Annotated in this window: 20 protein-coding genes; 10 read left to right on the forward strand and 10 right to left on the reverse strand. The window is 72.3% G+C overall.

Features of this window, described 5'->3' with window-relative positions; genetic code table 11:
- Positions 1-43: 43 nt before the first annotated feature.
- Together H0S66_RS19325 and coaE are read right to left on the reverse strand one after the other, a co-directional pair.
- On the reverse strand, positions 44-1,372 hold the full coding sequence (locus tag H0S66_RS19325) for a glycoside hydrolase family 3 N-terminal domain-containing protein (RefSeq protein ID WP_179616807.1): 1,329 nt from the start codon (positions 1,370-1,372) through the stop codon (positions 44-46).
- Complete coding sequence (gene coaE, locus H0S66_RS19330) at positions 1,369-1,959, reverse strand: dephospho-CoA kinase (RefSeq protein WP_179616808.1); 591 nt, start codon at positions 1,957-1,959, stop codon at positions 1,369-1,371. The genes H0S66_RS19325 and coaE overlap by 4 nt, the downstream gene beginning before the upstream one ends.
- Before the next feature lie 143 nt (positions 1,960-2,102).
- Here coaE and H0S66_RS19335 point away from each other — a divergent pair, with 143 nt between their 5' ends.
- Entirely contained in the window at positions 2,103-2,522 is a 420-nt protein-coding gene (locus tag H0S66_RS19335) for an SRPBCC domain-containing protein (RefSeq protein WP_179616809.1), read from the forward strand.
- Between the two features lie 10 nt (positions 2,523-2,532).
- Here H0S66_RS19335 and H0S66_RS19340 read toward each other — a convergent pair whose 3' ends face one another.
- Positions 2,533-2,859, reverse strand: coding sequence for a hypothetical protein (locus H0S66_RS19340; RefSeq protein WP_179616810.1), 327 nt, complete (start codon positions 2,857-2,859; stop codon positions 2,533-2,535).
- Positions 2,860-4,339: 1,480 nt separating this feature from the next.
- A complete protein-coding gene (locus tag H0S66_RS19345) occupies positions 4,340-4,768 on the reverse strand; it encodes a GNAT family N-acetyltransferase (RefSeq protein WP_179616811.1) in 429 nt (142 codons plus the stop codon).
- 98 nt (positions 4,769-4,866) lie between these two features.
- On the opposite strand from H0S66_RS19345, the gene H0S66_RS19350 reads away from it, so the two are divergent.
- The 4 genes from H0S66_RS19350 to H0S66_RS19365 all read left to right on the forward strand — a co-directional run bounded on the left by H0S66_RS19350 (position 4,867) and on the right by H0S66_RS19365 (position 10,077).
- On the forward strand, positions 4,867-5,502 hold the full coding sequence (locus H0S66_RS19350; RefSeq protein ID WP_218876380.1) for a histidine phosphatase family protein: 636 nt from the start codon (positions 4,867-4,869) through the stop codon (positions 5,500-5,502).
- Between the two features lie 177 nt (positions 5,503-5,679).
- On the forward strand, positions 5,680-7,128 hold the full coding sequence (locus tag H0S66_RS19355; RefSeq protein ID WP_179616812.1) for an HNH endonuclease signature motif containing protein: 1,449 nt from the start codon (positions 5,680-5,682) through the stop codon (positions 7,126-7,128).
- A gap of 33 nt (positions 7,129-7,161) precedes the next feature.
- The gene (locus H0S66_RS19360) at positions 7,162-8,436 is read left to right on the forward strand and encodes a class I adenylate-forming enzyme family protein (RefSeq protein ID WP_179616813.1); all 1,275 of its coding nucleotides are present in this window, start codon (positions 7,162-7,164) and stop codon (positions 8,434-8,436) included.
- A 54-nt stretch (positions 8,437-8,490) separates the two neighbouring features.
- Positions 8,491-10,077 (forward strand): SLC13 family permease, encoded by a 1,587-nt coding sequence (locus H0S66_RS19365; protein WP_179616814.1) that lies wholly within the window; start codon positions 8,491-8,493, stop codon positions 10,075-10,077.
- A 9-nt stretch (positions 10,078-10,086) separates the two neighbouring features.
- On the opposite strand, the gene H0S66_RS19370 is transcribed toward H0S66_RS19365, so the two are convergent.
- The gene (locus H0S66_RS19370; RefSeq protein ID WP_179616815.1) at positions 10,087-11,031 is read right to left on the reverse strand and encodes a GlxA family transcriptional regulator; all 945 of its coding nucleotides are present in this window, start codon (positions 11,029-11,031) and stop codon (positions 10,087-10,089) included.
- A 91-nt stretch (positions 11,032-11,122) separates the two neighbouring features.
- Here H0S66_RS19370 and H0S66_RS19375 point away from each other — a divergent pair, with 91 nt between their 5' ends.
- On the forward strand, positions 11,123-11,290 hold the full coding sequence (locus H0S66_RS19375) for a hypothetical protein (protein ID WP_179616816.1): 168 nt from the start codon (positions 11,123-11,125) through the stop codon (positions 11,288-11,290).
- Between the two features lie 99 nt (positions 11,291-11,389).
- Here H0S66_RS19375 and rpsA read toward each other — a convergent pair whose 3' ends face one another.
- On the reverse strand, positions 11,390-12,880 hold the full coding sequence (gene rpsA, locus H0S66_RS19380; RefSeq protein WP_179616817.1) for a 30S ribosomal protein S1: 1,491 nt from the start codon (positions 12,878-12,880) through the stop codon (positions 11,390-11,392).
- A 378-nt stretch (positions 12,881-13,258) separates the two neighbouring features.
- Here rpsA and H0S66_RS20795 point away from each other — a divergent pair, with 378 nt between their 5' ends.
- Positions 13,259-15,871 (forward strand): hypothetical protein, encoded by a 2,613-nt coding sequence (locus tag H0S66_RS20795; RefSeq protein WP_179616818.1) that lies wholly within the window; start codon positions 13,259-13,261, stop codon positions 15,869-15,871.
- A gap of 54 nt (positions 15,872-15,925) precedes the next feature.
- Here H0S66_RS20795 and H0S66_RS19390 read toward each other — a convergent pair whose 3' ends face one another.
- Positions 15,926-16,885: a phosphotransferase family protein gene (locus H0S66_RS19390; RefSeq protein ID WP_179616819.1), complete on the reverse strand. Its 960-nt coding sequence runs from the start codon at positions 16,883-16,885 to the stop codon at positions 15,926-15,928.
- Positions 16,886-16,943: 58 nt separating this feature from the next.
- On the opposite strand from H0S66_RS19390, the gene H0S66_RS19395 reads away from it, so the two are divergent.
- Together H0S66_RS19395 and H0S66_RS19400 are read left to right on the forward strand one after the other, a co-directional pair.
- Positions 16,944-17,630, forward strand: coding sequence for an ABC transporter (locus tag H0S66_RS19395; RefSeq protein WP_179616820.1), 687 nt, complete (start codon positions 16,944-16,946; stop codon positions 17,628-17,630).
- Positions 17,627-18,487, forward strand: coding sequence for a class I SAM-dependent methyltransferase (locus H0S66_RS19400; RefSeq protein WP_338037223.1), 861 nt, complete (start codon positions 17,627-17,629; stop codon positions 18,485-18,487). The genes H0S66_RS19395 and H0S66_RS19400 overlap by 4 nt, the downstream gene beginning before the upstream one ends.
- A 61-nt stretch (positions 18,488-18,548) precedes the next feature.
- Here the strand turns inward: H0S66_RS19400 and H0S66_RS19405 are convergent, their stop codons facing one another.
- Together H0S66_RS19405 and H0S66_RS19410 are read right to left on the reverse strand one after the other, a co-directional pair.
- Positions 18,549-20,942, reverse strand: a complete 2,394-nt coding sequence (locus H0S66_RS19405) for a YhgE/Pip domain-containing protein (protein WP_179616821.1) — start codon at positions 20,940-20,942, stop codon at positions 18,549-18,551.
- 5 nt (positions 20,943-20,947) lie between these two features.
- Positions 20,948-21,511, reverse strand: a complete 564-nt coding sequence (locus H0S66_RS19410; RefSeq protein ID WP_179616822.1) for a hypothetical protein — start codon at positions 21,509-21,511, stop codon at positions 20,948-20,950.
- Positions 21,512-21,739: 228 nt separating this feature from the next.
- Here H0S66_RS19410 and H0S66_RS19415 point away from each other — a divergent pair, with 228 nt between their 5' ends.
- The gene (locus H0S66_RS19415; RefSeq protein WP_258017005.1) at positions 21,740-22,990 is read left to right on the forward strand and encodes a lipopolysaccharide biosynthesis protein; all 1,251 of its coding nucleotides are present in this window, start codon (positions 21,740-21,742) and stop codon (positions 22,988-22,990) included.
- A 3-nt stretch (positions 22,991-22,993) separates the two neighbouring features.
- On the opposite strand, the gene polA is transcribed toward H0S66_RS19415, so the two are convergent.
- The gene (polA, locus tag H0S66_RS19420) at positions 22,994-25,792 is read right to left on the reverse strand and encodes a DNA polymerase I (RefSeq protein ID WP_180923694.1); all 2,799 of its coding nucleotides are present in this window, start codon (positions 25,790-25,792) and stop codon (positions 22,994-22,996) included.
- Positions 25,793-25,817: the final 25 nt, after the last annotated feature.

The raw sequence follows: 25,817 nt of genomic DNA on the forward strand, positions 1-25,817 counted from the left end.
CGCCGGGACGGACCAGCACGACCCGTCGGCCGGGAGGATCGGCCTACGGGGCGGCGTACGCCGCGACCTCCAGCGCCTGGGCGGCCTCAGCCGCCCGGGCGCTGACGTCGTCGGGGACCTGCTCGGCCTCGGCGGTGCGCGCCTGCCACATCTGCAGCGCCACGACGCGGGCGGCGGCCTCCTCGATGCGCTCGGGTGCGACCTCGCCGTCCCTGATCGCCTTCGTGACCCGGGCGTGCGTACGGCGCGTGTCGGCGGGCATCAGCAGCAGGTCGGCGCCGGCGACGAGCGCCTTGACGGCCAGGTCGGGGATGCCGACGACCGCGCCCATGCCCAGCGAGTCCGTGATCGCGACGCCCTCGAAGCCGACCTCCTCGCGCAGGTGCTCGTAGACCTCGGGGGCGATGCTCGAGGGGGTGCCCGGGGCGAGCGCCTCGACGTCGAGGTGGCCCATCATCACCGACGGCGCCCCGGCCTTGGTGGCGGCGCGGAAGGGCATCAGGTCGCGCTTCTCGAGCTCGGCCGCCGGGGTGTCGAGCTCCGGGAGCGTCAGGTGGCTGTCGGCCGTGGCGCCGCCGTGACCGGGGTAGTGCTTGGTCGTCGACACCGTGCCGGAGCGGTCGAACCCGTCGACCGCGGCCGCGGTGGCCTTGGCGGCCAGGCGGGGGTCGCTCGAGGGCGAGCGGCTGCCGATGGTGGGGTCCGCCGCGCCGATCGTGACGTCCGCGACCGGGGCGTAGACCCAGGTGAAGCCGAGGTCGCGCAGCTCGAGACCGGTCGTGTACGCCGCGTCGCGCACCGCCAGCCTGCCGCTGCGCCCGCCGCCGTCGACGGCCTCGCCGGCAGCGCGGAAGGCCGGGAACTCGGTGGCGATCCCACGCAGGTGGGAGACGCTGCCGCCCTCCTGGTCGACGCCGATGACGGCCGGGAAGTCGCGGCCGCTGTCGGCGACGGCCTGCGAGACCGCCGCGGTCGTGGCGCGCACCTGGGCCTCGTCGACGACGTTGTCACCGGTGACGCACACCCCGGAGAGGTGCAGGTCGGAGACCAGCTCGGCCGGGATCGCCGGGTCGGTGCCGGCGTAGCGGCCCACGATCACCTGGCCGGCGAGCTCCTCGGGGCTCATCGCGGTGACGACCTCGCGCGCCTCGGCGAGCTCGCCCTCGGTGGGACCCCAGGTGGTGGGGGTGTCGGGGTCGACCGGCTCGGCGTCCTGCGTCGCCTCGGTCTCGTCGGTGGCGCTGGGCGCGTTCTCGTCGGCGGCCGCCCCGGTGGTCAGCCCGGTGGTCGGTTCGTCGTCGACCCCCGAGCAGCCGGTGACCAGCAGCCCCAGGCTGAGCGCTGCCGCGGCGAGGGCTCCGGGGCGCCTCACGCCCGCACCGCCAGCTCGTCGTGGACGGCGCGCACCCGGGCGCGCAGCTCGTCGAGGGTGCCGGTGTTCTCGATGACGTGGGTCGCCACGGCGAGGCGCTGCTCGCGGGTCGCCTGCGCGGCGATGCGCGACTCGGCGTCCTCGAGGGTCCAGCCGCGCTGCTCGAGCATCCGCTCCACCTGCGTCTCGGTGGGGGCGTCGACCACGATGACGGCGTCGAAGCCGTCGGCGCGTCCCGACTCGGCGAGCAGCGGGATGTCGTGGACCACCAGGGCCCCCTCGGGTGCGGTCGCCTCCAGCTCGGCGTACCGCTCGAAGACCAGCGGGTGCACGATCGCCTCGAGGCGCTTGCGGGCCGACTCGTCGCCGAAGACGAGGCGCCCCATCGCCGGGCGGTCGAGGTCGCCCTCGGGGGTCAGCAGCTCGTCGCCGAACTCCTCGACGACCGCGGCCAGGCCTGGCGTGCCCCGCTCGACGACCTCGCGGGCGAGCGCGTCGGCATCGATCACGACGGCTCCCAGCTCTGCCAGCATGTTCGCGACGGTGCTCTTGCCCGACGCGACTCCCCCCGTGAGACCAACGCGCATGGGCGCCACGGTAGCCGGGGACGCCTCGAGCGCCGCATCTGGCAGGGGCCCACAATTTGCCGAGCCCGCGGGTGCGGGACCTTCCTGCCCCACCGTGCCGTTGGGAGGATCGAGGTCGGACCACCACCAGCCAGGGGGGCGCCATGACCACCACCACGAGCACCAGCACCGCCATCGCCGCACCGCCGGAGCGTGTGTGGCGGCTGCTGACCGACACCGACTGGTGGAACCGCGCCGACAACGGGGTGGTCGACGTCGCCGGCGCCATCGCGCAGGGGCAGAAGATCAAGCTGGTCTCCGAGCTCGACCCGAAGCGGGGCTTCAAGCTCCAGGTCGCCGAGATGGACGAGCCCCACCACATGGTGTGGACGGGCGGGATGCCGCTGGGGCTGTGCACCGGCCGCCGCTCCTTCAGGCTCGAGGCCACCAACGCGGGATGCACCTTCAGCATGGCCGAGGACTTCACCGGCCCGCTGTCGCCGCTCATCGTCCGGGCGCTGCCCGACTTCCAGGGGTCCTTCGACCAGTTCGCCGCTGCGCTGAAGGCCGACAGCGAGGCGTGACCCCGCTCGGTCAGCGCCAGGGGCGGTAGACGACCTCGTAGGTGTCGCCGACCTCGCGCTCGAGCCATGCGACCAGCCCCCGGGCTCTCGCGTCGAGCTCGGCCAGGGCCTCGTCCTCCCCGCGCACGGTCGTGCGGTGGTCGACGACGCGGCCCATCGCCTGCCCCCAGGCCGCCAGGTCGGCGACCAGCGTGCTGCTCAGGCCCAAGGCCCTCCGCAACCACGACTCGTCCTCGGGGAGCAGTCCCTCCTCGTCCCAGAGCGGGACGCCCACCCAGTAGTCCCACATGAAGCGGATGGTGCGGCCCGCGACCTCGACGTCGTCGTACTCGCTCACCGTCGCAGTCTCGCACCGCCCGGCCCCGCACGCTCGGGCCAGCGGTGCCTCGGCAACCAGGCACGGGCGACGGTTGGTTGTTGGGCCACCGCTCGCTCGGCGGCACCGACGTCTGGTCGGCAGCGGGAGGCGCTGATGACCCCAGGAGGAGAGCGGGATTCAGACGTAGGTGTACGTGCCCGGCTCCTCAGGTCGACCGCCGTGCCTCCTACGATGCGCGAACACCCCGGCAGTGGGAGTGCGAAGCGTCTCGCCGCACTCCAGGCAGACGTAGTCGTTGACCCCGACCCGGTGGAGACCTTCGAGGCAACGGTTGGACGGGCAGTCCAGGTTGCTGCACCACTCGACTCGATCGAAGCAACCCCCCTCGTCGGTGGGGAGGCCGTCGGAGTCGTACCGCTCAGGGGCCGCGGGTTCGAGTCCGGAGACGACCTGGCTGCCGCAGGCTTCGCAGGGCCGCGCATCGACGCGCCGGTCCTCTTCCTCGACTGACATGTCGCCGACGATCCCATGGGTCGGTCATGTCGTCGCTAAGCGGCAGGTGCGGACGGTCGTCGGGCGCTCGCGGTCCGTCCTGGTGCTGGCCGGCTGCCTCGGTCCAGCTGCCAGCGCGGACTTCTACCTCAGCGGGGACATGACGCAGCGTTACCCCAGGCCGACCCCCGGGTGCGACGGACCAGTCCCAGGCAAGCGTGTCCGCTTCTGCTGACTACCTGCGGGGGCGTCTCACCTGTCAGTGGTCGAATGAGGACGGTTCATCAGTCGCCAGCACGGAGTTGCCACTCCACGCGCGGGGCTTAACCACGGCAGACCTGTCACCTGCTCGTGCAGCAGTCCCGTGCCCTGCTCGTGGTGTCCCCGCTCTACGGCTCCGCGCGTAATGCATGTGCGGCCAGCGGCCACCAATGGCGGTCACGCAACTCCGCTTCAGCTTCAGCCGCGTCGAGCCACCTTCCCCGTGCGTCTCGACGGGTGGGCGCAGGGTAGTGCCAGACCACGAAGTAGGCGTGCGGCGCAGGCCACGGATAGCCCTCTGGCGCTCCAGCCACGTCGTTGCGCACGTACCCCAGCAACCGCGCGGGGTGGCCAGCGCTGGCCAGTGTCTGGCGCAGCAGGTCGTCGATCTGTTCCTTCCACGCCCCATCGCCGACTGCACGCGTTGGGATGTCAAGCCCTCTGCCGTCGGGGCGCGGCTCCACGAGGATGCTCGTCCCACATGTCACCAGTAGGCGAACCAGACAGATGGGCGAAGGAGGGACGGCGGGCACTCCGGCCAGAACGACGTCCGCTCGACCCTGAACCGGTAGCCATGCAGCCCCCTGATGGCTGACGAGTACCCGCTCCGAGATCGACACCGCGCATACGTAGCGCCCAGTCCGGACGGATCACCGCCAGGCGACCTGAGCTCGGCAGGACCGCGCGCTAGGCGGCAAGAGCGGACGGATGCTCGCGCGTCAGTCCGATAGTGCGTTTCGCGCGGTCACGGTCGGACGAAGACGCCCATGCGTCCGGCGGGGCGGAAGCCGTTCCTTTCGTAGAAGGCTGACGCGTCGCTGTCACGGGCGGTTAGGAGGTACCAGTGCCGAACGCCTTCAAGGTGCTTGGCGAGAGCACCCAGCAGCCGGGTGCCGTGGCCTTCGCGTTGCCTGCTCGGGCGAACGCACATCTCCTTGAGCAGGAAGTGGTCGTCGACTCCCGAACGTTCCAGGTGACCGACCGCGAAGCCGAGCAGTTCCCCGTCGGAGTCTCGCGAAAAGACCCCGTGGGCGCGGGGAGTAGCGAGGAAGTCGCCGAGCCGTTGAGCGGCATCCTCCGCTTTCCACGACTCGTTCCAGGGCGGGGCATTGAAGATGTCGACGTAGAGGGCGACACAAGCGCCAAGCGCGTCGGTCGACAGAGTGGTGATCACGCTGAACCATGTCACGACGCACGGACGGGCCGCATCCGCTCTTCGGCGGGACGGTGCTCTGTCAGCGGCGGAAGCGGTCGCTCGCCGGATGGTGTTTCATGAGCACCATGTCTCGGGAAAGCACTCGGTTGCTGTACCTCGCCCGCCATGCGGAGCCCGATGCGCACGATGCCGGACTGACCTCGATCGGTTCGGTACAGGCACAGCACCTGGGCCAGCGGCTCGCACCGCTGTCGGTGGGCCGCATCACCCACGGACCGCTCCCGCGCGCGGCCGAGACGGCGCGGATCGTGGCGGAACAGTTCGAGCAGAGTCCCGCACTCGTGGACGATGATTGCGTGGGCGACTACTTCCCCCACCTGCCCCGACGTGAAGAGATTCCGGACGCGTGGGCTGACACCGTCATGTCGTTCTTGGGGGAGGTGTCCGAAGATGAGGCATCCCGTGGCGCGGCTCTAGGAGCAGACGCGATTGACCTCTGGGCTGGTCCCGCTGTCGATGGTCGAGCACCTGTGGACGTCGTCATCACGCACGCGTTCACGATCGGGTGGCTCGTGGCACACGCCTTGGCCGCCCCGACCTGGCGCTGGTTCCCTCCGATGCAGTGTCATGCCGGACTAACGGTGATCAGGTACGAGGTCGGTTCCCCGCCGTCCGTCGTTTTCGCTAACGACATGGCGCACCTCCCTGCTGACCTCCAGTGGACCGGGTTCCCCGACCACCTGCGTCTCTGAGGTCCCGCACGCTCATCGGTTGAGCCGCGCACCATCACCGGCATGAGCGGAAGCCTTCCAGAGGCGGGCGCTTGTCCCCGAGTCCGACTCCCCCCGCCCCGCGAGCGGTCCAACACCTGATCCACAGGGTCGAACAAGTGTTCGACAATTCGGCCTCCGCGTGGGAGAATGGTGGCCATGAGGCCGCTCCAGCACCCCACCAGCGACCGGGCCCCCAGCCCGGGTGTCGGGGTGCCCGCCGACCTCTCCTCAGCCCCTGAGCTGGGCCCGGTGGCGCAGGCCGTGCACGCCGCTCGTGCGGCGATGGCGGCGGCACGCGACGGGGATCTGCGTCGGCAGCCGGTCGATGACCTCGCCGTGCTGGTCCAAGCCCTCTCGGGCCTGGAGGCGGAGGCGTCCGCGCTGCTGGGTGAGGTGCTCGGGGAGGCCGAACGACGCCAGGTCGCCGACGCCGAGGCCGCCACCGGCACCGATGCCTGGGCCGCCGCCCTGACCGGCCAGTCCCGCGAGGTCCTCGCCGGTGGCGCCCGGGTCGCGGAGCTGCTCCGCAGCAAGTACCACCACGCCCGTGCGGCGTACGCGACCGGCGCGATCACCACCCGCCAGGTCCGCATCATCGTCGCCGCCGCCGAACAAGCACCCCTCGAAACCACCCCCGAGCAGCTCGCCGCCGCCGAGGAGATCCTGGTCAACAAAGCCACCGGCATCGGCACCCGCACCGGGCGCCCGATGAACCCCAAACGCCTCCGCCAAGCCGCCCGGCGGATGCTCGATGTCGTCGACCGCGACCTCGCCGACAAGCACGAAGCGATCATGCTCGGGCGCGAATCCAGGCGCGCGAAGCACGAGACCTACCTCGCCCTGCACGACAACGGCGACGGCACCTACTCCGGCAAGTTCACCATCCCCGAGCTCCACGGCTCCCTGCTCCGCACCGCCATCGAGACCCTGTCGGCACCCCGCCGCCTCAACAAGGCGCGCACCAGCCCGGAGGGTGAGAACATTTCCGGCTACGACGAGTCCGCTCCCACCGGCCCCGACCACGGCCTGTCCGGCTGGGAGATCCACGGCAACGCCCTGTGCGAGCTCATCGAGCACCTGCCCACCGACGGCTGGAACGGCGCCAACGCCCTCACCCTGCTGGTCACCATGACCGCCGAAGACCTCACCCGCGACCTCGCCGCCACCGGCGACCTCGACCCCGCCACCTGGCCCGACTGGCACGGCCCCCACGAGACCGGCACCGCCCGCCTCGACACCGGCACCCGCACCGCCGCCGGCGACCTGCGCCGCCTGGCCTGCGAAGCAGGACTCGTCCCCGCCGTCCTCAACGCCCAGTCAGTCCCGCTCGACCTTGGCCGCACCCGACGGCTCCACACCCATCATCAACGCAAAGCGTTGTTCCTGCTCTACGACACCTGCGCGATCGGGACCTGCGAGAGACCCTTCGCCTGGACCGAGACCCACCACCTCACCCCCTGGGCCCACCACGGCGACACCGACCTCGACGACGCACTCCCCCTCTGCTCCTGGCACCACCACCGAGCCCACGACCCCCGGTGGCACCTCACCCAGCACCCACTCCGAGGCTGGGAGCTGAAGGCACGCCGGACCAACCGGCACTGAGCCGACCCCGGCGCGCCCGCCTACGATCGGCGCATGCCCACCTCCCTGCCCGAGGGCTCCCGCGTCGCCCTGCTGGTGCCCGGCTCGATGCTGCTGCTCGAGTCGGTGATGGCGCTGCTGGCCCGCGGGGTGCTGCCGGTGCCCCTCGACCCGCGGCTGACGGCGTACGAGCGAGGGCGGATCCTGGCCGGGCTGGAACCCACGCTGGTCGTGGACGAGGAGGACGACCTGGTCGCGCTGCTCGACCAGGTGCGCCCCGAGGGACCGATGAGCGGCTGGCGGCCCCGGGCGCGGCCGGTGCACGTGACCAGTGGCACCACCGGCACGCCCAAGGGCGTCAGCAGCGGGCTGCTCACCCCCGCCGACGCCGCAGCGCTGGTCGAGGAGGAGCGCGACCTGTGGGGCTTCCGCCCCGACGACGTGCACCTGGTCCTCAGCCCGCTGTACCACTCCGCGCCCCTGCGCTTCGCGATGGGGACGGTGCTCGCCGGCGGCCGCGTGGTGCTGCCCGGCCCCTTCGACCCGGCGACGGTCACCGACACGATCCGCACCGAACGGCCGACCACGACCTTCTGCGTGCCCACCCACCTCCAGCGCCTCTTCGCGCACTGGGACGAGGTCGGCACCCCCGACCTGAGCAGCTTCCGGGTCCTCGCCCACGCCGGCGCCCCCTGCCCCGTCGCGACCAAGCAGCGCCTGCTCGAGACCTTCCCACCCGGCAGCACCTGGGAGTTCTACGGCTCCACCGAGGGCCAGTTCACCGCCTGTCGCAGCGAGGAGTGGCTGGAGCGCCCCGGCACCGTAGGACGGGCCCGGCCCGGCCGCACCCTGCACCTCGACGACGACGGGACCATCTGGTGCACCGTGCCGCCCCATGCCCGGTTCGAGTACCTGGGTGCGCCCGACAAGACCGCCGCCGCCTGGCGCGAGGGAGCCGACGGCCCCGCGTTCAGCGTCGGTGACGTCGGGCGGATGGACGCCGACGGCTACCTCTACCTCGACGGGCGGCGCACCGACCTGATCATCACCGGCGGGGTCAACGTCTACCCCCTCGAGGTCGAGCACGCCCTGCGCGAGCACCCCGCCGTCGAGGACGTCGCGGTGTACGGCGTCCCCGACGCCGACTGGGGGCATCGCGTCTGCGCCGCCGTCGTCGGCACCGCCACCCCCGACGAGCTCGACACCTGGGCGCGCGAACGGTTGGCGCCGCCCAAGCGGCCCAAGACCTGGACCAGCGTGACCGACCTGCCGCGCACCGCCACCGGCAAGGTCCGGCGCGACGAGCTGGCGCCTCACCACCAGGGGTGAGCCTGCGTCCCTTTACCCGGGTGTGAGGTGGGCGGAGCACTCTCGGGAGGACAGATGACCAGCACCGTCCAGGACACCACCGACACGCCGACCCGTTCGGCTCAGCACACCTGGGGTGTGCGGGGGTTGGGGGTGTTGATCGCCGCCGCGGTCTACCTCGCCCTCGGCGGCGCCGACCTCTCGCAGGACGGGCGCGTGGTCGCCGCCGTGGGCGCGCTGATGGCGACCTGGTGGATGACCGAGGCCATCCCGCTGGCGGCCACGGCGCTGCTGCCGATCGCGCTGCTGCCGGCGCTCACCGACGACCTGGCCGTGCCCGACGCGACGGCGCCGTACGCCGACCCCATCGTCTTCCTCTTCCTCGGCGGCTTCCTCATCGCCATCGCCATGCAGAAGTGGGACCTGCACCGGCGCATCGCGCTGCTCACGCTGCGCCGGGTCGGCACCCATCCCCGCCGGATCATCCTCGGGATGATGATCGCCACCGCGTTCCTCTCGATGTGGGTCTCCAACACCGCGACCACGCTGATGATGCTGCCGATCGCGCTCTCGGTGCTCGCCCTGGTCGTCGAGAACAGCTCCGGCAGCGACCAGCGCACCGACGAGGCCGAGCTGACCGAACGCCTCGGCGGGCGCGAGACCATGCGCGAGGTCATCGACGACCCCGACGTGCGGCTCTTCGGTGTGGCCCTGCTGCTCTCGGTGGCGTGGGCCGCCTCCATCGGCGGGCTCGGCACTCTGCTCGGTTCCCCGCCCAACGCGATCGTGGCCGGCTACCTCTCCAGCGAGCTCGGCCGCGACATCGGCTTCGCCGAGTGGATGATGCTCGGGCTGCCGTTGGTGGTGGTGTTCCTGGCCATCGCCTGGCTGCTCGTCACCCGGGTCATCTTCCGCTTCCGCCTCGACTCCATCCCCGGCGGTCGCGAGCTCATCGACTCCCAGATCGCCGACCTCGGCCCGGCCAGCCGGGGCGAGAAGGTGGTGCTGGCCGTCTTCGCGACCGCCGCCTTCTTCTGGGTGGTGCCGGGCGTGCTGGCCAGCATCGGCGACCTAGGCGAACGAGCGCCCTGGCTCGACGGCTTCGACGACACCGCCATCGCGATCACCGCCGGCCTGGTCATGTTCCTCATCCCCGGCGACGACCGGGGCCGGATGACCCTGGAGTGGCACGACGCCGAGAAGGGCCTGCCCTGGGGCGTGCTGCTGCTCTTCGGCGGCGGCCTGAGCCTGGCCGGTGCCGTGGCCGCGACCGGCCTGGACGCCTGGTTCGGCGAGCAGGTCGGTGCCCTGGGCGCGCTTCCGATCGTGCTGCTGCTGGCGGCGGTCGTGACCCTGGTGCTGCTGCTGACCGAGGTCACCAGCAACACCGCCACCGCCGCGACCTTCATCCCGGTGCTCGGCGGCGTCGCCGCCGGCCTGGGCGTCGACCCCGTGACCCTGCTGATCCCCGCCGCGCTCGCCGCCACCTGCGCCTTCATGCTGCCGGTCGGCACGCCGCCCAACGCCATCGTCTTCGGCACCGGCGCGGTGCGGATCGCCGACATGGCCCGCGGTGGCGCGGTGCTCAACGTGCTCGGCGTCGTGCTGATCACGCTCTTCACCGTGCTGATCGGCCCGTTCGCCCTGGACCTGGTGCTGTGACCCGCCGGCTCAGCAGGCGAACTGGCGCCGGTACTGCTGCGGGCTGATCCCCCGGACCCGCCCGAACTGCTGGCGCAGGGTCGCGGCGTTGCCGAAGCCCACCCGCGTGGCGATCTGCTCGACGGCCAGGTCGCTGCGCTCGAGCAGCTCCTCGGCCGCCGCGACCCGCTGGTGGGTCACCCAGCTGTGCGGGGTCGTGCCGGTCTCCTCGCGGAAGCGGCGCGCGAACGTGCGCGGCGACATCAGCGCCCGGCGGGCCAGCGCCTCGACACCCAGGTCCTCCTCCAGGTGCTCGACGATCCAGGTCAGCAGCGGACCCAGGGTCTCGGCGTCGCAGTCGGGCACCGCGCGCGCGATGAACTGCGCCTGACCGCCGTCGCGCTGCGGGGGCACCACCATCCGCCGGGCCACCGCCCCGGCCACCCGGGCGCCGTGCTCCTGGCGCCACAGGTGCAGGCAGGCGTCGATTCCGGCCGCGGTGCCCGCACTGGTCACCACCTGGCCCGTGTCGACGTACAGGACCTCGGGGACCACCCGGGCCAGCGGGAAGCGCTGCTCCAGCTCGGCGGTGTGGCGCCAGTGCGTGGTGCACTCGCGACCGTCCAGCAGCCCGGCCTCGCCGAGCGTGAAGGCACCCGAGCAGACCGACAGCACCCTCGCGCCGCGGGCCACCACCCGCTGCAGCGCCTCGGCCACGCCGTCGGGGAGCCCGGGCGTGCGGGGCATCGCCGGCACGCAGACCAGGTCGGCCTGCTCCAGCCGCTCCAGGCCGTGCTCGACCAGCATCGAGAACCCTCCCGAGGTCGCCACCGTCCCAGGCTGGGGGCCGCACACGGCGAAGTCGACCAGCGGGACGCCGTCGTCGCGCCGGTCGATGCCGAACGACTCGCAGACGACACCGAGCTCGAAGGGCGCGACCCCGTCGTAGACGAGGACGGCGACGTCACGGAGCATGCCTCCAGCATGCCACGCTTGGCAGGAAATCGTCGAGGGGTGTCATGACTGCCACTGGTGGCAGGATCAGCCCCGGCGCACGATTGCTGCCATGAGCGAGCTGATCCTCTTCATCACCCTGGTCCTGCTGGTCACGGGCGTCGCTCTGGCGCTCCTCGAGGTCATCGACGCCGACGACCCCTTCTTCCACACCGACTACCGGCCACCGCGCAGCCACCCGGACGACCCCTTCTCCCACTCGGGCTCCTGGTACCACTGAGCCCCGGCGCGGGCGCGGACGCAACGAGGGCCCGGTCACCTCTCGGTGACCGGGCCCTCGTCATGTCAGCGTGACGCCGACCTGCTGGGGATCAGCAGATCAGTTGCCGCCGCCGGTGAGCTTCTCGCGCAGCGCCTGCAGCGCCTCGTCGGAAGCCAGCGAGCCGGAGCCGGTGTCGGCGGACTCGTCGCCCTCGACCTCGTCGTGGCCACCGCTGGAGTACGAGGTGGCCTCGCCGGCCTCGACCTCGGCCACCTTGGCCTCGGCCTGCTGCTTGACGTGGGCCTCCCAGCGAGCGTGCGCCTTGGCGTACTGCTCCTCCCAGACACCACGCTGCTCGTCGAAGCCCTCGAGCCACTCGCCGGTCTCGGGGTCGAAGCCCTCGGGGTAGACGTAGTTGCCCTGCTCGTCGTACGTGGCGGTCATGCCGTAGAGCGTCGGGTCGAACTCCTCGACGTCCGAGGCGGCAGCGGTCTCGTTGGCCTGCTTCAGCGACAGCGAGATGCGGCGACGCTCGAGGTCGATGTCGATGATCTTGACCATGACGTCGTCGTTGACCTGGACGACCTGCTCGGGGATCTCCACGTGGCGCTCGGCCAGCTCGGAGATGTGCACCAGGCCCTCGATGCCCTCCTCGACGCGGACGAACGAGCCGAAGGGCACCAGCTTGGTGACCTTGCCGGGCACGATCTGACCGATCTGGTGGGTGCGGGCGAAGTGCTGCCAGGGGTCCTCCTGCGTCGCCTTGAGCGACAGCGAGACCCGCTCGCGGTCCATGTCGACGTCGAGGACCTCGACGGTGACCTCGTCGCCCACGGCCACGACCTCGGAGGGGTGGTCGATGTGCTTCCAGGACAGCTCCGAGACGTGCACGAGGCCGTCGACGCCACCGAGGTCCACGAAGGCACCGAAGTTGACGATCGAGGACACGACACCCTTGCGGATCTGGCCCTTCTGCAGCTGGGTGAGGAAGCCGTGGCGGACCTCGGACTGGGTCTGCTCGAGCCAGGCACGGCGCGACAGGACCACGTTGTTGCGGTTCTTGTCGAGCTCGATGATCTTGGCCTCGAGGGTCTGACCGACGTAGGGCTGCAGGTCGCGGACGCGACGCATCTCCACCAGCGAGGCGGGCAGGAAGCCGCGCAGGCCGATGTCGAGGATGAGGCCGCCCTTGACGACCTCGATGACGGTGCCCTCGACGACGCCGTCCTCCTCCTTGACCTGCTCGATGGTGCCCCAGGCGCGCTCGTACTGGGCGCGCTTCTTGGACAGGATCAGCCGGCCTTCCTTGTCCTCCTTCTGGAGGACGAGGGCCTCGACCTTGTCGCCGACGGCGACGACCTCGTTGGGGTCGACGTCGTGCTTGATCGACAGCTCGCGCGAGGGGATGACGCCCTCGGTCTTGTAGCCGATGTCGAGCAGGACCTCGTCGCGGTCCACCTTGACGATGGTGCCGTCGACGATGTCGCCGTCGTTGAAGTACTTGATGGTCGCGTCGATAGCCGCGAGGAAGTCCTCTTCCGACCCGATGTCGTTGATCGCGATCTGCGGCGCGTCGTAGTCAGGAAGAGTGGAGATGGTGCTCGTCATAAGGGAAGTGGAACCTTCACGTGGTCAGGAATCGTGCGGACGTGCGCCAGGAGTCCTCGTCCACCGCCGGACAGCGGTGAGCCCGGTCCGCTCCGTATGGGACACAGGCAGACTCCAGGCGCTGTAACAGACTACGCCGCGCGTCGTCCGAGCGTCCAACCAGGACGCGACCCCACTGGTCCAGACCACTAAGGAGTCGTCTGCATACCGACGGTACCCCTGGGTACGGTCCGGTCACGACGAGGTCGCGCCGGTCCTCCACGAGACCGCCCGGCGCGCCCCCGGACGCCGCAGACGACCAGGGTCCGACCCCCATCCCCCCCACCGGTCCCCGCTCCTGCTGCGGCAGCCCCGCCACCTTCTCAGGAGACCCCCCCCATGACGTCCTCCCCCCGGACGCGGCTACGCCGTCCACTGACCCTCGGCGTCGGCCTGTCGACCGCCGCTCTCTACTCCCTGGTCGCGGTCCCCGCGGCCCAGGCCGACCCGCTGCCCGTCCCCGTGACCGCGACCTCCTCGGCCACGGGCGAGGTCGCCCACGTCACGGCGCTCTCGGTGCCGCTCGCCGGCGTCTCGGCCGTCGACGCCGGCGTCGCGCAGGTCACCGGCACGGTCAGCGCCAGCGCGCCCCGGGCCGTCGCCGACGCACGCAACATCGACGGCTCGCTGCTCACGGCGCTGCCGCTCGGTGAGCTCGACGCGGTGCTGGCCGACGCCCACCAGGAGGCGCCGCCCTCCAACGACGCGCCCACCACCGACTCGCTGATCCCTCCGGACCTGCTCGGCCCGCTGGGCGTCGGCGTCTCCAACGCCTCGGCCCACGCCCGCTTCCTCGACAGCGGGCTGTGCCTGCCCGGCACCGTGCCCCTGACCACCTCGACGGTCTCCACCGCCGACGTCGACCTCCTCGGTCTGGTGCAGCTGCCCGGCGTGGCCGCCACCTCGCAGTCGACCAAGCTGGTCGCCAACGGCCGGCCCGACGGCGGGCGCACCGTGGTCAGCCGCGTCGTCGGCAGCACCGTCGACCTCTCGATCGGCGGCCAGCAGGTCGTCGAGGTGCTCACCGCCCCCGAGCTCGTCGTCGAGAGCGACGGCACGGCGGAGGGCACGAAGGCGACGTACACCGCCCCGCTGGTCGCCATCGGCGGCGAGGTGGTCGACCTCGCCGACGGCTCCGCCAGCCTGCCCCCCGAGGCCGGCATGCTCCTCGAGCTCTCGGCCGGCGAGCTCGTCGTGAGCGAGAAGACCGCCACCAATGTCGTCGCAGAGGCCACCGCGCTGCACCTCAAGGTGACCCTGGGCGGCCTCATCGACGTCGCCGAGATCGACCTCTTCCCGATGGCCGCCCAGGTCACCGCCCCTGCCGGCGGCGTCACCTGCGGCACCGCGCCCGACTCCGACGGCGACGGCCTGACCGACGACGTCGAGGAGGTCATCGGCACCGACCCCGGCAACCCCGACTCCGACGGTGACGGGACCCCCGACGGCGACGAGGACGCCGACGCCGACGGCCTGACCAACCTCGAGGAGGTCACCGGCTCGGAGAACGACGGCTACGGCAACGAGCCCACCGACCCCACCGACGCCGACAGCGACGACGACGGGCTCACCGACGGCCAGGAGGTCGACCAGACCGGCACCGACCCCAACGACCCCGACACCGACGGCGACGGCACCAACGACTTCGACGAGGACGCCGACGCCGACGGGCTCAGCAACGGCGAGGAGGTCACCGGTTCCGAGAACGGTGCGTTCGGCGACGAGCCGACCGACCCCGCCGACGCCGACAGCGACGACGACGGGCTCACCGACGGCCAGGAGACCAGCGGCTCGGAGAACGACGCCTTCGGCAACGAGCCCACCGACCCCAACGACGCCGACACCGACGACGGCGGCTCGAGCGACGGCGAGGAGACGGGGGCCGACCCGGCCACCGACCCCAACGACGCCGGTGACGACACCTCCGACCCCGACGGCGACTCCGACGGTGACGGCCTCACCAACGGCGAGGAGACCAGCGGCTCGGAGAACGACGGCTACGGCAACGAGCCCACCGACCCCGACGACGCCGACTCCGACGACGACGGGCTCACCGACGGCCAGGAGATCAACGAGACCGGCACCGACCCCAACGACCCCGACACCGACGGCGACGGCACCTCCGACTTCGACGAGGACGCCGACGCCGACGGGCTCACCAACGGCGAGGAGGTCACCGGTTCGGAGAACGACGCCCACGGCAACGAGCCCACCGACCCCACCGACCCCGACAGCGACGACGGTGGCGTCAACGACGGTGACGAGGTCGCGGCCGGCACCGACCCCAACGACGCCGGGGACGACGACACCGGCAGCGGTGGACCGCTCGACACCGACCAGGACGGCCTGACCGACGCCGAGGAGCTGCTGCTCGGCACCGACCCGACCAACCCCGACACCGACGGCGACAAGCTGCTCGACGGCGAGGAGGTCAACGACCACAGCACCGACCCGCTCGACCCCGACACCGACGGCGACCAGCTCGACGACGGCGACGAGGTCAACGCGTTCTCGACCGACCCGCTCGACCCCGACACCGACGACGACGGGCTCAAGGACGGCTTCGAGGTCTTCGAGACCAAGGCCGACCCGCTGAAGAAGGACACCGACGGCGACGGCCTCAACGACGGGCGCGAGGTCAAGCGGTTCAAGACCAAGCCGCACAAGGCCGACACCGACAAGGACGGTCTCAACGACCGTCGCGAGATCAAGGGCCTGGCCAACAAGCGCTACGACAAGTGCCCCACCAACCCGCGCAAGAAGGACACCGACAAGGACGGCCTGACCGACAAGCGCGAGATCAAGAAGTACAAGACCAACCCCTGTGACAAGGACACCGACGGCGGCGGCGCCAACGACGGCAAGGAGGTCGCTGCCGGCAGCGACCCCCTCGACCCCGGGAGCACGCCAAACTACCCGCGCGGCACTGCCGCGCGAGGGGTGACCGGCTGAGACCGGTCCCCCTTCCAGACCGCACCATGGCGGGGCGGGACGGGCACGTGGCGCTCAGCGCCACGTGCCCGTTTGGGCGTCCAGGTCGCCGCTGGCGACCACCGCGCCCAGCTGCGCCGCGGCACGGTCGCTGACCGGGTTCTGCCCGGCCCGGGAGGCCAGCTCGACCAGGGCCGCCAGGTCGGCGGCCCGGGCCAGCTCGAGCGCCCGGTCGGCCTCGACCCCGCGCAGGGCGGCGTACGTCGTCACCACGGCGTCGTGGAACGCGGGGCGCCGCTCGAAGCGCAGCAGGTTGCCCAGGTCGGTGAAGGGGTTCCCCGCGTGCGCGAACTCCCAGTCGAGGACGCCGGTCACCTCGACCGGGGCGTCCTGCTCGTCGGGCACGCGCAGCAGCAGGTTCTTGGGGTTGAGGTCGCTGTGCACCAGGCAGTGCTGCGGCACCTCGTCGAGCAGGTCCTGCGCGTCCCGGGCGAGCCCGGCCAGGCGGTCGAGCCCCGCGGCCCCGAGCGCCGGCAGCCACGACCCCGGGGCCGCCACCAGCACCTCGACCAGCTCGACCAGGCCGTCGACGTCGTACGGCGCCGGGTGGGGGCCGATGGTGAGCGCGGCGTCGACGAAGGCGCCCCCGCGCGGCAGCACGGCGCCGGCCAGGGCGACGAGCACCCGACCCAGCGCCTCACCCGCGGACGCCGCGCCGGCGTCGTCGAGCCGGGGCAGCACCAGGTCGCCCCGCTCGCCGGGCAGGAACCCGGTCACCAGCAGCCCGGGGAGGCCCTGGTCGGGGTCGGCTCGCCGGACCTCGAGCACCGGGGGCACCCCCGGCACCACACCGGCCGCGTGCGCCAGCACCGCCGCGTCGACCGCGGGGGCGTCGGGTCCACGGCGCCCGGAGTAGATGCGCACGACGGTGCGCTCGCCGCCCGCCTCGGCCACGAACGTCTCCCCCGACCAGCCGCCCTCGAGGGGTCGCAGCGAGGCGAAGGCCGGGTCGCCGGGAGAGTCGGGGTGGTCCACGCCGTGGATGCTGCCACGTCGACGCCCCAGCGGGCGCCGGGGACCGTACCGTTGCCCCATGCCACTGCCCTCCGTCCTCCTCGACGCCGCGCTGCTGCCGTGGCGTGTCGGGGTCGCCGCCACCCGCACCACCCTCGCCCTGGGCGTCCTCGCCTCGCCGGAGGGGCCGCTGCGCCGCCCGGGCGGGTACGCCGACCTGCTGCTGCGGGTGATCGGTGAGCGCGGCTACGCCGAGCAGCTGACCGACCTGCTCACCGACGAGCAGGGGCCGATGCGCCTGGCCGGTGCCGTCAACGAGCTGGTCGCCCCCGACCGCCCGCTGGGCCGGATGCTCCAGCGCGACGGGGTCGTCGACGCGCTGCTCGCTGAGGGCGGCCCCGTCGACCGGCTGCTGGCACCCGGCGGGGCGCTGGACCGGCTGCTCGCCGAGGACGGCGCCCTGGAGAGGGTCGTGGCCGCCGACGGCGTCCTCGACCGGGTGCTGCGACCGGGCGGCCTGGCCGACCGGCTGCTCACCGACGACTCCTTCATCGAGAAGCTCCTCGACGAGGGCGGCACGCTCGACCAGCTGGTGCAGCTCGGCGCCACCCTCGAGGCCATCCAGCCGCGGCTGGCCGAGCTGGCCGCGGTGGTGCCGACCCTCTCGGCCTCCGCCGACGCGCTGGGCCGTGCGGTGGGTCCCCTGGGCGACCTGGCCGGGCGGCTGCCGATGTCGCGGCGCAAGCCCACCCCGCTGGGCCCGTGACGAGCCCGGCCCCGGGACGCCCCCCGGTCTCCCCCGACTCCCGCGACCACCCGCCGCAGGCACCGGTGCGCGCCGAGCGCCGCGCCGTGACCGAGCAGGAGTCACGCCGCGCCAACGGACCCGACTGGGACCGCTACGCCGACGACTACCAGGCCACGCACGGCGAGTTCCTCGGTGACGTCGGGTTCGTCTGGGGCCCCGAGGGGCTGACCGAGGCCGAGGCCGGGGTGCTCGGCGACCTGCACGGACGCGACGTGCTCGAGGTCGGCTCGGGCGCCGGGCAGTGCTCGCGCTGGGTGCGGGCGGCCGGTGGGCGCTCCTACGGCCTCGACCTGTCGCACCGCCAGCTGCAGCACTCGCGCCGCATCGACGTCGCCACCGACGTCGCGGTGCCCTCGGTCCTGGCGACCGCGACCGCGCTGCCCTTCCGCGACGCCTCGTTCGACGTCGTCTTCAGCTCCTTCGGCGCGCTGCAGTTCGTGGCCGACATCGGCGTGGCCGTCGACGAGGCGGCGCGCGTGCTGCGCCCCGGCGGTCGCTTCGCCTTCTCGATCACCCACCCGACGCGGTGGATGTTCCCCGACGACCCCGGCGAGGCGGGCCTGGTGGCCTCGCAGTCCTACTGGGACCGCACGCCGTACGTCGAGGTGGACGACGCCTCCGGCGAGGTGTCCTACGTCGAGCACCACCGGACGCTGGGCGACTGGGTGGGCCTGCTGTCGGGCGCGGGCTTCGCCCTGACCCGGCTCCTGGAGCCGGAGTGGCCCGAGCACCACGAGCGGGTGTGGGGCGGCTGGTCGGGCGTGCGGGGTCGCTACACCCCTGGAACAGCGATCCTGGTCGCCGACCTGAGGTAGGCCCCCCAGCGCAGGGGCCCCGCACCGTGTCGACGGTGCGGGGCCCCTGTGACGTGCTGGGTCAGACGAAGCGGCGGCGTGCGGCCAGGACCCCGGCGCCGGTGCCCAGGACCACGAGACCACCCAGACCCCGGACCAGGTTGCGGCCACCCTCACCGTCCTCGCCCTCGACGACGAAGCTGTACGCCGCCAGCCCGACGGCACCGTCCGGCGCACCGAAGACCATCTCCTCGGCGTCGGCACGCTCGGCGCCGGCGTTCATCACGGCCACCAGCTCGCCGTAGTCCTGCGAGGTGGCCTCACCGGCCGCGACGAGCTTCTTGGTGCCCTCGTCGGAGAGCCGTTGGGCGCCGTCGACGAGCGCCGGTGCGCCGTCCGCCGCCTGCTCGAGACCCTCGGCGAGCCGGCCGGAACCGTCGGCCGCACCCCGGAGCCCGTTGGCGAGCTCGTCGGCACCGGAGGCCAGCTGCTGCGAGCCCGCGGCGGCGTCACCCGCGCCCTGGGCCAGCTGTCCGGCGCCGTCGTCCAGCTGACGCGCCCCGGCGACGAGGTCACCGGCGCCGGCATCGAGCTGCCCGAGGCCGTACGACAGCTCCCGGCCGCCTGCCGCGGCGTCGAGAGCCCCGCTGTCGAGGGCCTGGATGCCGCCGACGGCGCTCTGCACACCCTCGGCGAGGTCGACCAGGCCCTGCCGGACCTCGCCCAAGCCGGCCTTCAGCTCCTGGCTTCCCGCCAGCAGCTTGCCCGCACCGGCCTCGGCCTCGGCGACGCCGGTGGCCAGCTTCTCGCTGCCGGGCGCCAGCAGGCTGACACCGTCGATGGCGGACTTGAGCCCGCCGGACACGGCGGTGAGACCCGCCACCGCCTGACCGAGGCTCGTGCTGAGCGTGCCGCCCAGGCTGGTGAGCGCCGCGAGGGCCTCGCTCAGCTGGGTCGCGCAGACAGGCTCGGCCTGGCAGCCGGCCGTCTGCAGCGCTGCGCCGACCTTCTGGCCGATCCCGGTGAGGGCGGCCGTCGTGCTGCCCGACCCGCCCTGCAGACCGGCCAGGACCTGGTCGACCCCGCCCTTGGCGACCGGCAGACCGGCCGCGAGCGACGCGATGCCGTCGCGCACCTGGGCCGACCCGTCCTTGGCGGTGCCGAGCCCGGTATCGAGGGCGGCCAGCCCACCGACCAGGGTGTCGGCCTGGGTCGTGGTGCCGACCTTGACGAGGATGGTGTCCACGCCCGCCTTGAGGGCCTGGATTCCGGCGGCCGCGGCCGGCAGACCCGACTGGGCATCCGCCAGCTGGCCGAGCCCGTCGCTGATCTGCGACAGCCCGGCGCTGAGGTCCTTGCTGCCCTCGAGGGCCGAACCCGTACCGGCGCCGAGACGAGCCGCCCCCGCCGAGAGGTCGCCGGTGCCGCCCGCGAGCTGACGCGCACCGTCGTCGAGCCGGCCGAGCCCGTCCTGCAGGTCGCTGGCGCCGTCGGCCAGGCGACCGGCTCCTGGAGCGGCCTCGTCGACGAGGCCTGCGCGCAGCTGATCGGCGCCGTCGTTGAGCTGGATGAGCCCGCTCAGGAGGTCGGCCGCACCGTCCCGCAGCTGGAGGAGGTTGCTGTCGATCGTGGTGGCGCCCTCCGTCAGCTCGATGCCGGTGTCGGCGCCGCCCTGGTAGCTCTCGGCCGCCGACGCGAAGGTCGGTACGTTGAGCGGGTTGACCGGCAGCGCCGAGATGTCGGCACGGGGGACCACGCCCTCGGTGATGTCGGCCGAGTAGCCGAACGTCGCGGTCGTCGACCCGATCGGCGGGAACAGCGTCATCGTGAACGAGAGCTTGGTGCCGCCCTGACCGTCACCGGCGAGGTTGGCCTGGTCCGAGCTGACGTTCTTGAAGTTCGGGGGTGCGACGGTGGTCAACGAGCCGACAACCGGGATCGCGACGTCGACCGTCTTGGTGACGGTGCCACCGTTCCCATCGTCGTAGCTGACCTCCTGCGGGGCCGAAGTGGTGTTCTCGACCGTGTAGGTGACGTCCAGGCGACCGGACTCCCCCACGACGTCGCCGGGCTGCACGGACTCGCCGTCGAGCTGGTAGTCCACCGAGATCGTCAGCGGCAGGTCACCCTGGAAGTCGCTCACCGAGCGGAGCTCCTGCTCGCCATCGACGGTGGTCTCGAGCGTCTGCACGCCGTCCTCGACGTCCCACCCGCCGAAGCCGTCGAGGTTGCGCACCCCGTCAGGGGCCACGGGGTTGGACAGCTGCACGTCACCTGACCCGGTGAGCGAGAGCTGCTCGTAGATCCGCTTCGTCTCCACCTCGCCGGTCGGCGAGAGGTAGACCTGAACGGTCTCGGTGTTGACGACGCGGACCTCGGCGTCGGTGCCGGCGGCTGTGGCCGGCATCGCCGAGGCCAGGACCCCGACCGCCAGCACGGCGGTGCCGGCGAGGACCTTCGTGGGAAAACGGTTCATGGGGCTCACAGGGTCTTCTCCGTCATCAGCTCACCCAGGCGGGTGGTCGGCGTGGTGTCCGTCGTGGCCGTCGAGGCCGTGGTGGCGTGGCGCCGAGGCGGGTGGCCGGGCGCGACGAACGCGGCCGCGGTGAACCCGATGGCGATGTTGAGCAGCAACGTGGTCGCCGTCGAGACCGACGTCGTGGCCATCTCGGGGACGGCGGCGGCGAAGGTGAACTCGTAGCCACCGGCCACTGCCGCGGCTCCCAGCAGCGTGGACCACAGGGGCAGGCGCTCCAGGCTGGCCGCGGTGACCGCGACGCACAGGAGCACGACGAGCACCACGACGACGGCGCGGCCGGCCGTGGAGTCCGGCAGCGCCAGGGCGCGGACGGCGTAGCCGACGAAGGCGACGACGAAGCCGGCGACGAAGCCGCCCAGCCGTGCCAACGGCGTGCGATCAGGGACGAGCGCGACGACCGCGCCCAGCGCTGCGCCCAGCAGCGCAGCCGACTCGAGCTCGAGGCCGAAGGCCCCGCTCAGGACCACCACGAGTCCCGCGACGAGCGCCAAGGACGCTCCGGTCATAAATGTTGTGCGCATGCGAGCGCCGCCCTCCCAGACGATGATGAGCCGGGGCAGCTCAAGCGCGGCCCGGCGTCCTCGGTCCCTCCCACAGTCACGAGAACCGGCACAATGTACGACACGTCACAGTCGTTCACGCAACTTCCCAGTAACAAGTTGTGATCTTGTGCACACCGACTCTCGACCGTCGGTCCGGGCCGATGGGGCGTATGCACCCCGTAGGCTCGGCCAGTGCCGATCAGTGAGCTCTCCCGCCGCGTGAGCCCCGCGTCGACGCGTGCGCGTGCGTTGCTGCGCGGCAGCGCCGGCATCGCGGTGGCCATGGGCGTGATGAACGTGGCCACCTACGCGTTCCAGATGATCTCGGCCCGCCTGCTCGGCCCGGCCGACTACGGCGTGCTCGCCCCGCTGATGGCGCTCCTGATGGTGGTCGCGGTACTCCAGCTGGGGCTGCAGGCCACCGGCGCCCGCCGCATCTCAGCCGACCCGGAGCACGTCGCCCAGATTGAGCGGGTCGTCCTGGGTGTTACGTACCGCGCGGCGCTCGGCCTCGGCGCGTTGATGCTGCTGCTCTCCCCCGTCGTCATGGTCATGCTCCGCCTCGACGACATCGTGCCAGCGCTGCTCCTCGCCGTCGCCGCCGTCCCGCTCACGGTGATGGGTGGCCAGGCCGGCATCCTGCAGGGCGAGCGCCGCTGGCTGCCCCTGGGAATGGTCTACCTCGGCATGGGCGTGCCGCGGGTCGTCGTCGGCACGCTGTGCCTGCTCGTCTCCCCCACCGAGACCGCCGCCATGCTGGGGGTGATGCTGGCGATGTTCGTGCCGGCCGTCATCGGCTACGTCGCGCTGCGCCGCCCGCGCGACGAGGCGGCCCACAGCGAGGTCCACGCGCCGCGGCCGGTCGCGGGCGAGGCGGTCACCGCCTCGCTGGCCCTGCTGGCCTTCTTCGTGCTCTCCAACGCCGACATCGTGGTCGCGCGCAACGTGCTCGACGACCACGACGCCGGCCTCTACGCCGCCGGGCTGATCCTCACCAAGGCGGTGCTGTTCCTGCCCCAGTTCGTCGTGGTGGTGGCCTTCCCGTCGATGTCGACGGTCGAGGAGCGCCGCCTCGCGCTGCTGCGCAGCCTCGCGCTGGTGGCCGTCCTCGGCGTCGTCGCCACGCTCGGCGCGTGGCTGCTCAGCGGCCTGGCCATGGTCTTCGTCGGCGGCCAGGAGTACGTCGACGTGCAGTCGCGCCTGTGGCTCTTCGCCGTCGTCGGCACCCTGCTGGCGATGCTCCAGCTGCTGGTCTACTCGGTGCTGGCCCGCCAGGGCACCCGCTCGGCGTACCTGGTCTGGCTGGCGGTGCTGGTGCTGGTGGCGCTCGCGGCCTCCACCAGCGCGCTGAGCTCGCTGGTGCTGGTGGTGATCGCGGTCGACGCGACCCTCTTCACCGCCCTGCTGGCGCTGAGCCTGCACCGCCTGCGCGACCCGGCCTGAATCTCACGCCGACCCGGCCCGAATCTCACGCTGAGCCGGCCCGAACCGGCGGGGCCGGCCCGCCCGGCGCGCCCGGCACGGCTCATGCGCGGCCTCGTGCCAGCTGCGCCCGGTGCCCACCGAGACGTCGAGCGGCACGGTGAGGTCGGCGGCGGCGCCCATCTCCCGGCGCACGAGGGCCTCGAGCGCCTCCCGCTCGCCGGGGGCCACCTCGAGGACGAGCTCGTCGTGGACCTGCAGCAGCATCCGCGAGGCCAGCCCCGTCTCGTCGATGGCCCGCTGCACACGCAGCATCGCGATCTTGATCAGGTCGGCCGCCGAGCCCTGGATCGGGGCGTTGAGCGCCATCCGCTCCGCCATCTCGCGGCGCTGGCGGTTGTCGCTGGTCAGGTCGGGCAGGTAGCGGCGCCGGCCCTCGATGGTCTCGGTGTAACCGGTGCGCCGCGCCTCGTCGACGATCCCCCCGAGGTAGTCGCGGATGCCGCCGAAGGTCTCGAAGTACTCGTCCATGAGCCCGCGGGCCTCGGCCGGCTCGATGCCGAGCTGCTGGCCCAGGCCGAAGGCCGAGAGCCCGTAGGCCAGGCCGTAGTTCATCGCCTTGATCTTGGCGCGCTCCTCCGTGCCGACCTCCTCGGCGGGGATGTCGAAGACCCGCGCCGCGGTGATCGAGTGGAAGTCGCGACCCGAGCGGAACGCCTCGATCAGCAGGGCGTCCTCGGAGAGGTGCGCCATGATCCGCATCTCGATCTGGCTGTAGTCGGCCGTCATCAGCGACTCGTGGCCCTCGCCGACGACGAAGGCCTCGCGGATGCGGCGCCCCTCCTCGGTGCGCACCGGGATGTTCTGCAGGTTCGGGTCGGTGCTGGAGAGCCGACCCGTGGCCGCGATGGTCTGGTTGAAGGTCGTGTGGATGCGCCCGTCTGAGGCGACGGTCTTGAGCAGCCCCTCGATGGTCTGGCGCAGCCGGATCACGTCGCGGTGGCGCAGCAGGTGCAGCAGGAACGGGTGCTCGGTCTTGACGTAGAGCGACTGCAGCGCGTCGGCGTCGGTGGTGTAGCCGGTCTTGGTGCGCTTGGTCTTGGGCATCGCCAGCTCGTCGAAGAGCACCACCTGCAGCTGCTTGGGCGAGCCGAGGTTGATCTCCTTGCCGATGACGGCGTACGCCGCCTCCGCGGCCGCGCGCACCTCGCCGGCGAAGTGCGACTCCAGCGACTCGAGGTGCTCGCTGTCCACGGCGATGCCGGTGGCCTCCATGCGGGCCAGCAGGTGCACCAGCGGCAGCTCGACCTTGGCCAGCAGCTCGGTGCCGCCGTGCTCGGCGACCGCGCCGTCGAGCGCCTCGGCGAGGTCGAGCACGGCGCGCGCGTGCAGCATCGCGGTGTGCGCGGCCGAGTCGCCGGCGCCCTCCAGACCGGAGTCGAGCCCGGCGTCGAGGGTGTCGAGGCTCAGCTGGCCGTCGTCGGCGCCGCCCTGCTTGAGCTCGCGCTTGAGGTAGCGCAGGACCAGGTCGGCGAGGTCGTAGGAGCGCTGGTCGGGGCGCACCAGGTAGGCCGCGAGCGCCGTGTCGGACTGCAGGCCCTCCAGCGCCCACCCGCGTGCGGCGAGCGCCAGCATCGGCCCCTTCGCGTCGTGCAGCACCTTGGGCCGCGCGGGGTCGGCGAGCCAGGCCGCGACGGCCGCGTCGTCGTCGGGCGTGACCTCCGCGGCATCGAACCAGGCCGCCGTGCCGTCGTCGGCTGCGAGGGCCAGTGAGTGCACCTCGCCGCTGCCGGCCCGCCAGGTGCCCTGCACCGTGACCCCGACCCGCTCGACGGCGTGCTCGGCCAGCCAGGCCGCCACCTCGCCCGGGGCCAGTCGCGCGCCCTCGAGCTCGAAGCCGTCGCCCTCGACGACCTCCTCGGAGCTGAGGGTCTCGAAGAGCCGGTCTCGCAGCACCCGGAACTCCAGGCCGTCGAAGAGCGTGTGCACCTCCTGGCGGTCCCACGGCCGCAGCGCCAGGTCGCCGGGACCCAGGTCGAGGTCGAGGTCGCGCACCAGCGCGTTGAGCCGCCGGTTGCGCAGCACGTCGCCGAGGTGCTCGCGCAGCGCCTCGCCCTTCTTGCCGGTGATCTTGTCGGCGTGGGTGATGACGTTGTCGAGGCCGTCGTAGGTGTTGATCCACCGGGCCGCGAAGCCCTGGCCGACGCCCGGCACGCCGGGCAGGTTGTCGGAGGTCTCCCCCACGATCGCGGCCAGCTCGGGGTAGCGCTCGGGCGGCACGCCGTACTTGGTCTCGACCGCCTCGGGCGTCATCCGCGCCAGGTCGGAGACGCCGCGCATCGGGTAGAGCACCGTGGAGCGCTCGGTGACCAGCTGGAGGGAGTCGCGGTCGCCGGTGAGGATCAGCACCTCCATGTCGGGGTCCTGGGCCAGGGCCTGGGTGACGAGGGTGGCGATGATGTCGTCGGCCTCGTAGCCGTCCTTCTTCAGGAACGGGATGCGCAGCGCGTCGAGCACCTCCTCGATCAGCGGCAGCTGGCTGGAGAACTCGCCGGGGGTCTTGGCCCGCTTGGCCTTGTACTCGGAGTACTCCGCCATCCGGAAGGTCTGGCGCGAGACGTCGAAGGCGACGCCCACGTGCGTGGGCTGCTCGTCGCGCAGCACGTTGATGAGCATCGAGGTGAAGCCGTACACCGCGTTGGTGTGCTGACCGGTCGAGGTCGAGAAGTTCTCCACCGGGAGCGCGAAGAAGGCCCGGTAGGCCAGGGAGTGGCCGTCCAGGAGGAGCAGCCGCGGGCGGGCGGGCGAGGTCGTCTCGGGCACGGGGCGACCCTAGCCGCTGCCGCCG

The organism is Nocardioides marinisabuli (assembly GCF_013466785.1).
In the GTDB taxonomy this organism is placed as follows: domain Bacteria; phylum Actinomycetota; class Actinomycetes; order Propionibacteriales; family Nocardioidaceae; genus Nocardioides; species Nocardioides marinisabuli.

Coding starts and splice junctions, on each gene's coding strand:
- H0S66_RS19350 (WP_218876380.1), top strand. CDS start 4,867: ATGAGCACCATGTCTCGGGAAAGCACTCGGTTGCTGTACCTCGCCCGC.
- rpsA (WP_179616817.1), bottom strand. CDS start 12,880: ATGACGAGCACCATCTCCACTCTTCCTGACTACGACGCGCCGCAGATC.
- H0S66_RS19335 (WP_179616809.1), top strand. CDS start 2,103: ATGACCACCACCACGAGCACCAGCACCGCCATCGCCGCACCGCCGGAG.
- H0S66_RS19355 (WP_179616812.1), top strand. CDS start 5,680: ATGAGGCCGCTCCAGCACCCCACCAGCGACCGGGCCCCCAGCCCGGGT.
- H0S66_RS19360 (WP_179616813.1), top strand. CDS start 7,162: ATGCCCACCTCCCTGCCCGAGGGCTCCCGCGTCGCCCTGCTGGTGCCC.
- H0S66_RS19395 (WP_179616820.1), top strand. CDS start 16,944: ATGCCACTGCCCTCCGTCCTCCTCGACGCCGCGCTGCTGCCGTGGCGT.
- H0S66_RS19405 (WP_179616821.1), bottom strand. CDS start 20,942: ATGAACCGTTTTCCCACGAAGGTCCTCGCCGGCACCGCCGTGCTGGCG.
- H0S66_RS19410 (WP_179616822.1), bottom strand. CDS start 21,511: ATGACCGGAGCGTCCTTGGCGCTCGTCGCGGGACTCGTGGTGGTCCTG.
- coaE (WP_179616808.1), bottom strand. CDS start 1,959: ATGCGCGTTGGTCTCACGGGGGGAGTCGCGTCGGGCAAGAGCACCGTC.
- H0S66_RS19370 (WP_179616815.1), bottom strand. CDS start 11,031: ATGCTCCGTGACGTCGCCGTCCTCGTCTACGACGGGGTCGCGCCCTTC.
- H0S66_RS19375 (WP_179616816.1), top strand. CDS start 11,123: ATGAGCGAGCTGATCCTCTTCATCACCCTGGTCCTGCTGGTCACGGGC.
- H0S66_RS19365 (WP_179616814.1), top strand. CDS start 8,491: ATGACCAGCACCGTCCAGGACACCACCGACACGCCGACCCGTTCGGCT.
- H0S66_RS20795 (WP_179616818.1), top strand. CDS start 13,259: ATGACGTCCTCCCCCCGGACGCGGCTACGCCGTCCACTGACCCTCGGC.